The organism is Pelagicoccus sp. SDUM812002 (assembly GCF_031127835.1).
Lineage (GTDB): Bacteria > Verrucomicrobiota > Verrucomicrobiia > Opitutales > Opitutaceae > Pelagicoccus.
In genome coordinates this window covers 310,615-323,697 of record NZ_JARXHX010000003.1, presented here as the reverse complement: position 1 = coordinate 323,697, position 13,083 = coordinate 310,615, and the positions used below count along the sequence as shown (strand labels likewise).

The window sequence follows — 13,083 nt, the reverse complement described above, 5'->3', positions numbered from 1 at the left end:
CGGTCGACTAATTCGCGTCTGTGGAGCGGACTAGCGGTTCGTATTGGTATCCTATGCCGTGAATAGTCTTGAGGTTGTCCAGGGGCGCGTTCTTCCGTTTGAAGAGGTCCCGGATCTTCACGATGTACTGGTCAAGCGAGCGGCTGCGGATATCAGCGTGGATGCCCCAGACGGAGTGGATGAGGTTTTTGCGCGTGATGATCGTTTCCGGATTTTCGTGAAGGTAGGAGAGTATTCCGATTTCTTTGCGTCCGATGTTGACCACTTCGCCGTCGGGGAAGGTGACTTCCATGCTGGTCGGGTTGACGGAGGCGGTGTTGAATTCGAAGGGGGCGTCGGTAAGCTTCACGTTCTTGGTAACGTTGAAGTCGTGCGCGACCTCAGCTCGGCGTAGGACGGCGTGAATACGCGCTACGAGCTCGGGGGCGGAGAAGGGTTTGGTGACGTAGTCGTCGGCTCCTAACTCGAGGCCTTTCACCTTGGAAATCTCCGAATCGTTTCCAGTGAGGAAGATCGTTGGAATATTTATGTCTTCGCGTTTCAGCTCCTCTAAGAACGCGAAGCCATTTTGGTCGGGTAAAGTAAGGTCGAGCAGGAGGATATTCGCGAAATTGTGCTTTAAGAAGCGCATCGCGAGGGCGCAGCGATTGCAAACCTGGGTTTGCATGCCGGCCGCTTCTAGGTGTTCCGAAATCACGTTGGCAAGTTCGGTTTCGTCTTCGACGATCAGTACAAGCGGTTTGGGTTTTGTCGGCATGTCGGGTCTTTGATTTATTGCAGGTTGTTTGAACGGGGCAACATTTCGCTAATTCCCTAGAGGTCGGGAACCGCTCAGGTCGTGTACTGAGCAGAAAGCAAGGTGTTTAATGGTAAGTGTTATGGGCAACAATACCCACAATCAACAAATGTAAAATCACAAAATGTAAAAATATCGAATTTTGTTGCGTTCGATTTGGCTTGAGGCTTCGGGCGACTCTGTTTTTTGAGTCTCTCGTGTCACAAGAACAGCCACTGATCATGTTTGGTCTGCCAAAAGGCAGCCTTGAAGAGCCCACCATCCGTCTTTTCCAGAAGGCCGGTTGGAACATACGCAAAAGTTCGCGCTCCTACAAGCCGAGTATCGACGATCCCGAATTGGATGGACGCTTCGTCCGTAGTCAAGAGATCAGCCGTTACGTAGATCACGGATTTTTCGACTGCGGTCTTTGCGGCTACGATTGGGTTGTCGAAAACGAATCTGACGTGGTCGAAGTATGCGATCTCGTCTACAGCCGCGCTTCGAACCGCCCGTCTTACTGGGTCTTGGCAGTGCCGGAAGCTTCTCCGATAAAGGCAATCAAGGATCTGCAAGGGAAGCGTATTGCTACCGAAGTTGTTGGCATGACGCGTAAGTTTCTAGCCGAGCATGGTGTGGAAGCTGAAATCGAATTTTCTTGGGGTGCGACAGAAGTTAAGGTTCCGGACATGGTGGACGCCATCGTTGACCTAACCGAAACGGGTAACTCTCTCAGAGCGAACAAGCTGCGCATCGTGGAAACGCTTCTTAAGACGAACACCAAGCTTATCGCCAACAAGAAGAGCTGGGAAGATCCCAAGAAGCGGGCCAAGATCGAGAACATCGCCATGATGCTACAGGCGGCGCTTTCCGCAGCGGACAAGGTCGGGCTCAAGCTCAACGCGCCGAAGGAAAAGCTGGCTGCTATTCTTGAAATACTACCGTCCCTTCGTAATCCGACGGTAAATGAGCTTTCGGATGGCGGTTGGTCCGCTATAGAGGTGATTCTAGAGGAGAAGGCAGTGCGTGACATCATACCGCGTCTCAAGGAGCTCGGAGCTGAAGGTATCATCGAGTACCCGCTCAACAAGGTCGTCTACTAGGTGACAGGGTAAAACGCTGCTTTTTCTATATTCTAGCGGCTGTTTCTTGCATTTTCGCTTGCCCATAGCAGGCGAGGGTGCGATCTCTGCCCGCTTGCGACATACAACAAGCCCAGCCTCGTCGCGCCGCTTCCGGCTGAGCTATTCAAAAACTAAACCCGAGCCGGCTTGCTGGCTCACCTTCAGGTAGGTTGTCGAGGAGGTTGGAAGCTCCCGAGATGAAACCGCCATTTATATCATGAGTTCAATAATGTCTGAACTTCTCGCCCAAACCTCCTTTGACCAGCTCAGAGAAGGTTCAATCGTAAAGGGCACCATCACCGAAATCCGTCAGAATGAAGTCGTAGTCGACATCGGCGGTAAGTCTGAAGGACTTGTTCCTGGTCAAGAATTCGCCGACCTCGGCGAACTTCAAATCGGAGAAGAAATCGAAGTCTTCCTCGAAAAGCTCGAAAACAAGGAGGGCAATCCGCTTCTTTCTTTCGATAAGGCCGAACAAAAGAAGAACTGGGAGAACATCATCACCAAGTGTGAAGAAGGTTCGATCGTACAGGGCCGCGTTAAGGGCAAGGTTAAGGGCGGACTCATCGTTGCGATGGGTGTCGACGCATTCCTTCCTGCTTCCCACATCGATATCCAGCCTCCCAAGAATCTCGACCAGTACGTAGGGCAGACTTACGACTACAAGGTTCTCAAAATCAATTTGGAGCGTAAGAACATCGTTCTTTCCCGCCGCGAGCTGATCGAAGAGCAACGCGCTTCCAAGCGTCGCGACCTTCTCGAGCGCGTCAACCCTGGCGATGTCGTCAAGGGTGTGGTCAAGAACATCACCGATTTCGGCGCGTTCATCGACCTCGATGGCATGGACGGTCTCCTCCACATCACCGACATGAGCTGGGGTCGTATCTCCCACCCGAGCGAAATGCTCAAACAGGGTGAGGAAATCGACGTGATGATCATCGAGATCAACCGTGAGAAGGAGCGTGTCTCCCTTGGCCTCAAGCAGACCAAGAGCAACCCATGGCAAGACATCGAGGCCAAGTACCCAATCGGCGCCAAGGTTGCCGGTAAGGTCGTTAACCTCGTTCCTTACGGTGCCTTCATCGAAATCGAAGAGGGTGTCGAAGGTCTCGTGCACGTTACCGAAATGTCTTGGACCAAGCGTATCACCAAGCCGAGCGAGCTCCTCAAGGTTGGGGACGAAGTGGAAGCAGTGGTACTCGGAATCCAGAAAGACGAAGAGAAGATCTCTCTCGGTATCCGCCAGCTCGATCCAAACCCATGGGACATGGTCGTTCACAACTACCCAGTTGGCGCCCACGTACACGGCAAGGTCCGCAACATCACCACTTACGGTGCGTTCGTGGAGCTCGAAGAAGGCATCGACGGCATGGTTCACGTTTCCGACATGTCCTGGACGCGCAAGATCAACCATCCGTCCGAAGTCCTCAAGAAGGGCGACGAGATCGATGCCTTGGTACTCGACGTGGACACTGGCAACCAGCGTATCTCCCTCGGAATGAAGCAGCTTGCTGACGATCCTTGGGCAGACATCGACGGACGTTTTCGCATCGGAGACGTTGTTTCCGGTACCGTTTCCAAGATCACTTCTTTCGGTGCTTTCGTCGAATTGCAGGATCACATCGACGGTCTCGTACACATCAGCCAAATCAGCGAAGAGCGCGTAGAGAAGATCAAGGACGTCGTAGACATCGGCGCCGAAGTCACTGCTCGCGTTATCAAGATCGACCGCGAAGAGCGCCGCCTCGGCCTATCCATCAAGGCTGCGAACTACGACGACAGCCAGTTGGCTCAGGAAACTGCCACTTACGACAACATGAGCGACGGTGGCGACTTGATGAACTTGGGCGATATCCTCGACCAAGCTTCCAACAAGTAGTCCTGTATCATATTTTTCGATACTTTCGAAGCGGACCTCTTTTCGAGGTCCGCTTTTTTGTATTTAAAAGCTGGATCCGTTCACGTATTGATCGAAAGTTAAGGTGCTGCGGGCAGGGGCTTTTACCGCCATAGACTACTTTTGTGGGAAGATCCTGCAGTCTTTTTACCATTTGCCTTGAAATCAGGCGTTTATTGGGGATCTTAGCCTGCGTCATGACCGTTACTGACTTTGTACCTGTATTGATCCAGATCGCCCTCGCAGCGGGGCTAGCCGGCGCTATTCTCACCGGAAGCGTTCTATTCGGCCAACGTGGTTCCAAGAACAAGATAAAGAACTACGCCTACGAGTGCGGTATCAAGTCAGATGGCAAAACGAGCACCCGCTTCTCCGTGAAGTTCTACGTGACGGCGATGCTCTTCATTCTCTTCGATATCGAAGTGCTTTTTCTGATCCCCTGGGTGCTGGTGTACCGCGATTTCGTGGCCAACAGCCTTCCGATTCTTGGCCCCATCCTCTTTTTCCTCGGAGTGCTCGTCGTCGGGCTATTCTACGAGCTGAAGAAGGGCGCGTTGGAGTGGGAAAAGTAAGTCTGTCCTAACCAGGTCGCAGGGGGCTGTTTTGCCCCGACATGAGACTCGACCGATATTTTTCGCGGAGGCGTACACTCGACCTCGCAAGCGACAACCTAGAAGGCGCTCTTAAGGAGCTGCTCAAGGTTTCCACGTCCAGATTTAAGGATCTGGAGGGCAAACGTCTTCTTCCAGGTCTGATGCAGCGGGAAAGCACTATGACGACTTACCTCGGCAATGGGGTTGCCTTGCCTCACTTGCGTGTGAAGATGCGGCGCAAGTACGTATTTGCAATCGGGCGTTCCAAGGAGGGCTTTGACTACGAAGGCCCGAAGAACCAGGAGAAAGTGCATTTGGTTGTGCTACTGCTCGCCGGAGAAGGCGCACGGGATTACCTAAATGTATTGGCCGCGGTGGCACGATTGGTCAAAGACCAGGCGTTTGTCGAAATGCTGCTGCGTTCAGAGTCTCTGGATGACCTTCATGATCAACTGACTTCAGCATTTGGCGGTATTCTGTCCTCGCCGAAAAAGATACGTCAGAGTTCGATCAACCGACTAATGTTGCGTCAGGCCATGCGTGTAGCCAAGGGGGCGCACTGCGATTCGATCGCAGTTTTCGGCGACTCGTTAGTCTCGAGCCCGGTCGAGCCGCCGGAAGGGTTTAAGAGCTTCAAGACCGTTCTCATTTCCCGTCGTGCCAAGGAAGGAGACGTCGAAGACGCCGTATTCAACGAAGTAATTCAAGTGCGTTCCTTTTCAAATGGCCGGCTAGCTCAAATGAGGTCCGCGTTTCTGGTGGGCTTGACGCGTGGCGTTTTCAAGACCTCGGACAAGATATGCTGTGTTGGAGGCATCCCTGGGAGTGACCAATTCGATACGTTGGTGGTTATCGATATGAAGAATGAATTCCAGGCGTTGCTTGCCGAACGCGACAACTTCATGCCGAGCGACGTATCACCAGAGGTGCTGGAGCGAGTGATTGGCATCGCCATGGAGCTTTCCATCGAGGGTAGGGAGGGGCGTCCGGTAGGTACGCTTTTCGTATTGGGTGATACCAAGAAGGTCGAAGGGATGACCAAGCCACTCGTATTGAATCCATTTTATGGCTACAAAGAAGAAGACCGGAATATCCTCAGTCCTTTCATGGATGAAACCGTCAAGGAATTTTCGGGTTTGGATGGTGCCTTCATCATAAAGGGTGATGGTGTACTGACATCAGCGGGAAGTTTGATCCATACTCCAGAGTTTGATCAAACCCTGCCTAGTGGTCTAGGAGCACGTCACGCTGCGGGAGCAGCAATCTCCCTGGCGACTGATTGCCTAGCTATTGTCGTTTCTTCGAGTTCGGGGCAGGTCACAGTCTTTCGTAACGGAATCGCATTGCCCTTGGTAGAGCGTTCTTTTGGCGGCAAGTCGCTCTAGCTGGCGGTTTGCTCTGGAGGGAGCATTTTCCCCTTGCTTTCTGGCGGGGAGCTGAGATGTTCCGCCTTCTTAATTTTTACACACCATGCCACGCGAAGTAATCACTCTCGAATGTACCGAAGCAAAAGCTGAAGGTAAGCCTGTATCACGTTACCTTTCTTCTCGTAACAAGAAGACCGTTACCGAACGCGTCGAAAAGAAGAAGTACAACCCGCATTTAAAGCGCCACACGATCCACAAAGAGATCAAATAAGCGTCTCCGATTAGATTTTACGAAAAAAGCGACACTCTCAAGTGTCGCTTTTTTTACGTGCTGACTCGAGAGGGCGAGTCTAAGCGTGGGAATTTAACAAGCGTGGATCAGTTCGGTTCAGGGCGGCGTCGGGAAGCGCGCCAACTGTCACGGTGTTTGCGGATCCAGTCGAGGAGGGCCCGTTCGAAACCAATGTCGTAACCGAGTCGCTCGGACTCCAGCCACTTGTGGCGCAGTATTTCTTCACGCTCGGCGAGGAACTCTTGATAGAGGCTCGACTGCTTGACGAACTCGTGCTGACCGCTCGACTTGATTTTCTTTGATGGCATAAGATGCAATACGCTGCTCAATCCAAATCCCCGAGTTTCGGGAATCGGTTCGATAGTGCGTTCACTATAATGGAAAGCATTGAGGGTAATTTGTTCAAGGCCAACCTTTTTTGCATTCTCCGAGCCCTAGCTTGTTATCGGGGTAGCGCTCATTTAGCGCACGATTGTTTATTTATTACGTACCTGCGCTAGAAGCTTCTTAGCAATTTCCCTAAAGACTTTGGCCGCTTCTGAATCCGGTTTTCCGAGCACGATAGGGATGCCAGCATCGCCGCCTTCTCGAATAGACTGGTCAAGGGGAATTTGTCCGAGGAAATCTGTTTTCAGGTCGATAGCGGTCTGGGAACCCCCGCCTTCGCCGAAGATGTTTTGGCGTGAGCCGTCCGGAGCCTCAAGATAGCTCATGTTTTCGGCCACACCTAGGATCTTGACGTTCGTCTTCTCCAGCATACGCGCTCCGCGTTTCGCGACTTGGGTGGCAGCTGGTTGAGGAGTGGTGACGAGGACAGCTCCGCTGAGTGGGATCGTTTGCACTAGAGAGAGCTGAGCGTCGCCGGTTCCGGGGGGGAGATCGACAACAAGTAGCTCGAGCTCGCCCCACTTCACGTTTTGGGAAAATTGTTGGATGGTCTTCATGACCATTGGGCCGCGCCAGACCACGGGAGTGTCCTCGTCGACGAGGAAGCCCATCGACATGACGCTTAGGTTATGTCCTTCCATGGGGATCAAGGAGTCTCCCTCGACGTAAGGCCTCCCGGATAGGCCCAACATTAGAGGAACGGATGGGCCGTAGATGTCACAGTCCATGATTCCGGCTTTCTTGCCTTCCTGCCCGAGGATTTCGGCGAAGGCGCAAGCTAGGTTGACTGCGAAGGTGGATTTGCCGACGCCTCCCTTGCCGCTAGAAACGGCGATCACGTGCTTAACGCCAGGGATGCCTTCCGAAGGGGCAGAACCGTCGGTTTGGGAGGTCTTCTTGCTGGCGGTGAGAACAATGGAGACGTCCACTTGGCTAACTTCAGGAATCGCGTCGAGGGCAGCTTCCACCGAATCTCGAATGGCAGGCGGAATGCTATGGTCTGAAGTGGTGATCGCGATCGATACGCTTGCTTTGCCGTCTTGGAAATCGACGGAACGGACGATGCCGAAAGATACGATGTCGCGGCTAAATCCCGGATATTTGACGGTTGCTAGGGCTTGATTTATTTTTTCGAGGCTCACTCTTGTCGATGTGTTACTTAAATTTCGCCATCCTGCGGTTCCCGCTCTTGCTCTTGCAATGCCACGGTCCATAAAAGGCGTTTTCTCAGAAACCTGAAACATTCGCTCTACTGTCAAGTCTGCGTTGTTGCCGCATGAATCTCCGACTACCAAAAACCTTCCGAACTGCCTTGCTAATTACGATGGCTATCCCCTTTGCGGGGGTCGCGATCGCTCAATACGATGGGGGGGCGGTCATTGTCGATAGCGTTCCCGCAGCTACACCAGTGGCGGTGCGTTCAGGAAACGCAAACACCAAGGCAATTTTGGATACGGCTTTCCGGATAGACGGACGATTTGAATTGGTCGGCTCTGCTAGCGAGGCGCACTTTGCCATCGCAGTGGATCCCGCTGGGGCCAACAACGCTCGCCTGTCAATCTACTCAGGCGTTCCCGAAAAGTTGATGTTTACGGAAACGCTCACAGGAGATTCTTCCCTGAATGCGGTCTATCAGGCGATCGATCGCGCCGTGTACAAGACTCGCCGTGGCGACAAGGGGTTCTTCGCGGGGAAGCTTGCGTTCATAAACGAGGAATCGGGAGCATCGGAAGTGTGCGTTTCCGATTTGCTCTTTCAAAGCGTGATTCAACTGACGAATGACCGTGTCAGCGCTATCGGCCCCAAGTGGTCTCCGGACGGGAACGCAATTGTCTACACCAGCTATAAGGCAGGGTTTCCCGATATCTACAAATTGGATCTGCGCACGAACAGCAGGCAGGTAATCGCAAACTACAAGGGATTGAATACGGGGGCGGCGTTTAGCCCTGACGGCACCCGCATCGCCATGATCATTTCGGGTGGCTCGAATTCTGACGTTTGGGTGCGTGAAGCGAGTGGGCAGATGAAAAACCTCACGAAATCGAGGGGGCTGGAAGCAGCGCCAGCGTGGTCACCCGACGGAACGCGGCTGGTATTCTCCTCCGACGAGCGAGGCGGCCCGCAGCTTTACGTAATGCCTTCAATGGGAGGCAGCTCTCGCCGCCTCGCTACCAACGTAAGCGGTGATTGCGCCCAACCTGATTGGAATCCGGTTTATGACAACAAGATCGCATTCAGCGCCGCACTAGGTTCAGGCCGCCAGATCGTGATATTTGATTCTCGTGCTGGAAAGAGTCGTATCATTTCCAACGACAGCGGTGACGCAATCGAACCGCATTGGTTGGCGGATGGTCGACATCTGGTATATACGCATCGTCGTGCTAACCGTAGCGAGATCAAGATTATGGATACATTTGCGGAACCCAACGAGTTTGGAAAAAGCTACGTCATCTCGGGCAGCCGGATCAAAGTCTCTCAGCCGAGTTTCGTGAAGTAGGGATTTGGTTGTCTTAGAAAGGTAGGGCGTGGTCTCAAGTGACGCCCCTACGAAAAAGCCGAGTCCCCTGCGGAACTCGGCTTTGTTGTACTCTAAATTCTGAGGCAGCTTATAGGGCTGCTTCGTAGTTGGCGTTGGCCGCTTCCCAGTTCACCACGTTCCAGAAGGCACTGATGTAATCGGGGCGACGGTTTTGGTAGTTAAGGTAGTAAGCGTGCTCCCAGACGTCGAGACCGATGACTGGCTTTCCGCCTTCCATCAGCGGAGAGTCTTGGTTTGGAGTCGAGCAAACGCAGAGCTTGCCATCCTTGACGCAGAGCCATGCCCAGCCGCTGCCGAAGCGAGTAGCACCAGCATCAGCGAAGGCCTTCTTGAAGTCTTCGAAGCCACCCAACTCGGATTTGATGGCATCCGCGAGCTTGCCGGTAGGAGCTCCGCCACCGTTGGGTCCGATGACCTTCCAGAAGAAGCTGTGGTTAGCGTGGCCGCCACCGTTGTTGCGAACCGCTCCACGGATTTTTTCCGGTACGCTGTCGAGATCGGAGATGAGGTCTTCGACGCTTTTGGATTCGAGGTCGGTGCCCTCGATGGCAGCATTGACCTTGGTGATGTAGGTCTGGTGATGCTTGCTATGGTGGATTTCCATAGTGCGGGCGTCGATGTGTGGTTCGAGCGCGTCGTATGCGTAATCGAGTGCAGGTAGTTCGTATGCCATAATAATATAGTGTTGGGTTTAATGGTTTAGGGAATTGGAAGCTTCCTGTTTAAAGAAAGAATAAACTTTGTCAAACCGAACCTTTACCCATACCGCGTTTAAGTTGGAAGAACGCTTGAAGGAGCTCGAGGCACTCTTGGCGAAAGACGCCAACTTCGACTTCGAGGCTGTGGTTTATGGTGGGATAACTGTTCACGTCGAACAGGCCGCCCAGCCCGCCCATCTTTGGATCGGGCACGGCGTAGACCACTCTTTTAAGTCGGGACATCATCGTGGCGCCGGAGCACATAGGGCATGGCTCCTTGGTGACGTAGAGAGTGGCTTCGTTAAGTCTCCAGTTCTTGATGGCGTCGCTAGCTTGGGTGATAGCTAGCATCTCCGCGTGAGCGGTCGGGTCATTTGTAGACTCGACTCGGTTATGCGCCGCACCCACTACTTCACCTCCGTATTCGATTACTGCTCCGACCGGGACTTCATTGTCCTTCCAAGCATCGATTGCCTGATTGTAGGCGAGTTCCATGTAGTAACGGTCGTTGCGGTTCAGGGCTGATGGGTAGCGCTTTTCGAATGGGCAGTCCGGAGCTGGTTTAGTCGGGTTGGGCATGGTGAAGGCTGTGGGGTAAGGTGGGTATGAATACTCTTGACTAATGGCAAGGATATGAAAGGAACGACGCTTCATCTATTCCGCCCTGGCCGGTTCTGCCAGATCTCTATTATATATGGCTGACGAAACAATCCAAGTAGAAGGCAAGATAGTCCAAGTGCTTCCCGGAACCATGTTCCGAGTAGAGCTGGAAAATGGACACCAGGTCCTTGCCCACATCTCAGGAAAGCTTCGTAAGCACTTTATCAAGATCACTGCGGGTGACTTGGTTAAGATGGAGATGAGCCCTTACGACTTGAACAAGGCACGTATCGTTTACCGATTGCGCAACGCCGCTCAGAATCGCAACGCTCCGATTCGCTCGTTCGGTCCGCGTCGTCGCCGCTAGTTGTTCCTTGCGGGGGTAGGGCTTCGCTGTCACGCTGCGTTCCTGTGGCTAGCAGTCTCCTTGAGGGCGTGGATGATTTTCTCGCCTATTTATCGCTAGAGAAGGGGCTTTCAGAGAATACTCTGCAAGGCTACCAAGGCGACTTGGGTCAATTTCTGGCCCGCTTGGGTCAGACCTCGAAGCCAAGTAGTTGGAAAAAGGTTACAGCGGCGGACGTTTCCGACTGGATCTATGCCCTGAGCGAAGAAGATTACTCCAACGCTAGTTTGTGCAGAAAATTAAGCGCAGTGAGGGCAATAGACTCCTACCTGCTGAGGGAGCGATTGATCGAGAAATCTTTCACCGAAATTGTGGTTGGTCCGAAGCTAAGACGGAAGGCTCCATTTACTTTGAGTATACAGGAGGTAGAGCGGCTGTTGAGCGCTCCTGACGACACGACACCGCAAGGCTTAAGGGATCGGGCTATGTTGGAGCTTTTCTATTCTTCCGGACTTCGAGTATCCGAATTGTCGGGACTGATGCTACAGCAAATCGATTTGGACTTGGGCGCCTTAAAGGTTTACGGAAAGGGCTCTAAGGAGCGTGTTTGTCCGATGGGGAGTAAGGCGGTTTCGGCGATTAGAGCCTATTTGAGTAATGGGCGCCCCTATTTGGTGAGGTCTAAAACGGGAAGCGCTGTTTTCTTGAGTTCTCGAGGAACCGCAATCTCGCGCAAAACTGTTTGGTTTCTGGTGAAGAAATACACGAGTGCAGCGGGAATCGACAAGCCGGTTAAGCCGCACATGTTGAGGCATTCCTTTGCTACGCATTTGCTAACGGGTGGCGCTGATTTGCGAATAATCCAAGAGTTGTTGGGACATGCTGATATCTCTACAACTCAGATTTATACCTCTGTTGAAGCGGACCGGACGCGCAGTGCTCACGATGAATTTCACCCTCGTAGTCGAGAGGCGGGTACCGCTCTTTAGCAAAGTGGAAGTGTGGCGTTATTTTTGGCCGCGGAGTGCCGACAAAAACGGGCGACGCTTCGTGAAGCGTCGCCCGTAGGAAAGTTTTCTTTGAGGTGCTGATTAGAAAACGGGAGTAATGTCTGTCACTACGCCGGGTTCTGCCACGTCGTTGTATCCAGCATTCCAGTACTCATCGTTAATCAGTACCTTAAACTCGAATGCCGTCGTTACGCCAGCAATGTCGATGCTCCAGCTGGCGTCGGTCTTGCAGTCCATCGGAACGCCCTCTGACCATGAGAGGCCGTTGGCACTGCCACGGAGGTAGAGCGTGTTCCCGAAACCAATGTCGACATTGGCGACGATAGTGGTCTTTGGGGCAGCTTTCTTGGCGCTCTTTTTCTTAGGTGCGGTCTTTTTGACTGCTGCCTTTTTTGCGACCTCTTTAATGGGAGCCACGGCAGCTACTTTTTTGGCAGCCTTCTTGGCGGGAGCTTTCTTAGCGGCTACCTTCTTAACGGCGGCCTTTTTGACGGCTTTCTTGGCAACTTTTTTAGCAGCGGCGATAGTAGTCTTTTTCATGAGTTTGTCTTCTAATTTGGTACCGGTTGGTGTGTTGGATTCTGCAGAACGGGAATTTCCAACCGACTCCCGATTTCCGCGAATGAACACATACTTTTGCGCAATAGCAACAGCCAGATACCGCTCTCGCGTTACGCGTGAGTGACGCTAGCCATTGTCGTGCTGCAATAGCAATGGACGTGCCAGAAATCAAATCTGAATGAAGCTTATAAGATGAGCTTGAGGGCTTGTTAAGTTTTGGCAGCAAAAAGCCCTACCGCAGGTGCGGCAGGGCCTTTTTTGAAAATCTACATGCGTATTGATCCTAGTTGCGGATAACCAGAAGCTCGACTTTGCGTTCCTGAGTCATCTGAGCGGAACTCGCGCCTTCAGTCGCTTTCAAGTCCCCTTGGGAAAGGGTTTTGAGGCGATTGCCTTGGATGCCGAGTGTGATCAGGTAGTCTAGGGCGCTTTTGGCACGGCGATCTCCAAGAGCCAGATTGTATTCTTGAGTGCCCCGCCAGTCGCAGTGTCCCTCCAGGATGAGGTTTGCGGTTGGATTGTTTCTCAGGAAATTCGCAGCCGATTCGAGGGTCGCGCGTTGTGTAGGAGCGATGGCAGAGGAGTCGAATTGGAAAAGGACGGGTGAGAACATGCTGCGATCCGCGTTGTCTACAAGGGCTTGGATGTCGCCTCCCCAGTCAGCTCGTGTCTCTAGCATTGCACCGTCTCCTTCGAGACCGATAGGATTGAAACCGTCATCGATGCCGGAGTTTCCGGAGTCGTATCCTTGCCCCATCACGGTATCGAGAGGGTTTGGACGGCGTGGTTTCTTGGAACAGCCGGAGAATGCGATTGCGATCAGGGATGCGGTGGCGATAAGGACGATTTTCTTGAACATGATGGAGGGCTTGGTCTTCGTATTAATGGACTATC

Annotated in this window: 15 protein-coding genes; 8 read left to right on the top strand and 7 right to left on the bottom strand. The window is 52.8% G+C overall.

The features are described 5' to 3' along the window. Positions 1–7 precede the first annotated feature (7 nt). The gene (locus QEH53_RS06960) at positions 8–757 is read right to left on the bottom strand and encodes a response regulator transcription factor (protein ID WP_309022427.1); all 750 of its coding nucleotides are present in this window, start codon (positions 755–757) and stop codon (positions 8–10) included. 260 nt (positions 758–1,017) lie between these two features. On the opposite strand from QEH53_RS06960, the gene hisG reads away from it, so the two are divergent. The 5 genes from hisG to rpmG all read left to right on the top strand — a co-directional run bounded on the left by hisG (position 1,018) and on the right by rpmG (position 6,027). Further along, positions 1,018–1,878: an ATP phosphoribosyltransferase gene (gene hisG, locus QEH53_RS06955; protein WP_345785708.1), complete on the top strand. Its 861-nt coding sequence runs from the start codon at positions 1,018–1,020 to the stop codon at positions 1,876–1,878. A 250-nt stretch (positions 1,879–2,128) separates the two neighbouring features. Further along, positions 2,129–3,778: a 30S ribosomal protein S1 gene (gene rpsA, locus QEH53_RS06950; protein ID WP_309022425.1), complete on the top strand. Its 1,650-nt coding sequence runs from the start codon at positions 2,129–2,131 to the stop codon at positions 3,776–3,778. A 215-nt stretch (positions 3,779–3,993) separates the two neighbouring features. Then, the gene (locus tag QEH53_RS06945) at positions 3,994–4,368 is read left to right on the top strand and encodes an NADH-quinone oxidoreductase subunit A (RefSeq protein ID WP_309004687.1); all 375 of its coding nucleotides are present in this window, start codon (positions 3,994–3,996) and stop codon (positions 4,366–4,368) included. Positions 4,369–4,409: 41 nt separating this feature from the next. Continuing rightward, the gene (locus QEH53_RS06940; RefSeq protein WP_309022424.1) at positions 4,410–5,774 is read left to right on the top strand and encodes a PTS sugar transporter subunit IIA; all 1,365 of its coding nucleotides are present in this window, start codon (positions 4,410–4,412) and stop codon (positions 5,772–5,774) included. An 85-nt stretch (positions 5,775–5,859) separates the two neighbouring features. Beyond that, complete coding sequence (gene rpmG, locus QEH53_RS06935) at positions 5,860–6,027, top strand: 50S ribosomal protein L33 (RefSeq protein WP_008102793.1); 168 nt, start codon at positions 5,860–5,862, stop codon at positions 6,025–6,027. Positions 6,028–6,134: 107 nt separating this feature from the next. Here the strand turns inward: rpmG and QEH53_RS06930 are convergent, their stop codons facing one another. After that, entirely contained in the window at positions 6,135–6,356 is a 222-nt protein-coding gene (locus QEH53_RS06930) for a hypothetical protein (RefSeq protein ID WP_309022423.1), read from the bottom strand. A gap of 168 nt (positions 6,357–6,524) precedes the next feature. Beyond that, positions 6,525–7,577 carry an Mrp/NBP35 family ATP-binding protein gene (locus QEH53_RS06925; protein ID WP_309022422.1) on the bottom strand — a complete coding sequence of 351 codons (1,053 nt, stop codon included), beginning with the start codon at positions 7,575–7,577 and terminating at the stop codon, positions 6,525–6,527. 182 nt (positions 7,578–7,759) lie between these two features. Between QEH53_RS06925 and QEH53_RS06920 the strand changes: the two genes are divergently transcribed. Further along, positions 7,760–8,932 carry a hypothetical protein gene (locus QEH53_RS06920; protein WP_309022421.1) on the top strand — a complete coding sequence of 391 codons (1,173 nt, stop codon included), beginning with the start codon at positions 7,760–7,762 and terminating at the stop codon, positions 8,930–8,932. Positions 8,933–9,041: 109 nt separating this feature from the next. Here the strand turns inward: QEH53_RS06920 and QEH53_RS06915 are convergent, their stop codons facing one another. Next, positions 9,042–9,647 (bottom strand): superoxide dismutase, encoded by a 606-nt coding sequence (locus tag QEH53_RS06915; RefSeq protein WP_309022420.1) that lies wholly within the window; start codon positions 9,645–9,647, stop codon positions 9,042–9,044. A 70-nt stretch (positions 9,648–9,717) separates the two neighbouring features. Beyond that, positions 9,718–10,251, bottom strand: coding sequence for a tRNA adenosine(34) deaminase TadA (tadA, locus tag QEH53_RS06910; RefSeq protein WP_309022419.1), 534 nt, complete (start codon positions 10,249–10,251; stop codon positions 9,718–9,720). Between the two features lie 115 nt (positions 10,252–10,366). Here tadA and infA point away from each other — a divergent pair, with 115 nt between their 5' ends. After that, entirely contained in the window at positions 10,367–10,639 is a 273-nt protein-coding gene (gene infA / locus QEH53_RS06905) for a translation initiation factor IF-1 (protein WP_185659066.1), read from the top strand. A gap of 44 nt (positions 10,640–10,683) precedes the next feature. Then, a complete protein-coding gene (xerD, locus tag QEH53_RS06900; RefSeq protein WP_309022418.1) occupies positions 10,684–11,607 on the top strand; it encodes a site-specific tyrosine recombinase XerD in 924 nt (307 codons plus the stop codon). A gap of 102 nt (positions 11,608–11,709) precedes the next feature. Here the strand turns inward: xerD and QEH53_RS06895 are convergent, their stop codons facing one another. Continuing rightward, the gene (locus QEH53_RS06895; RefSeq protein ID WP_309022417.1) at positions 11,710–12,168 is read right to left on the bottom strand and encodes a hypothetical protein; all 459 of its coding nucleotides are present in this window, start codon (positions 12,166–12,168) and stop codon (positions 11,710–11,712) included. A gap of 304 nt (positions 12,169–12,472) precedes the next feature. Continuing rightward, positions 12,473–13,048 (bottom strand): OmpA family protein, encoded by a 576-nt coding sequence (locus QEH53_RS06890; RefSeq protein WP_309022416.1) that lies wholly within the window; start codon positions 13,046–13,048, stop codon positions 12,473–12,475. Positions 13,049–13,083 lie beyond the last annotated feature (35 nt).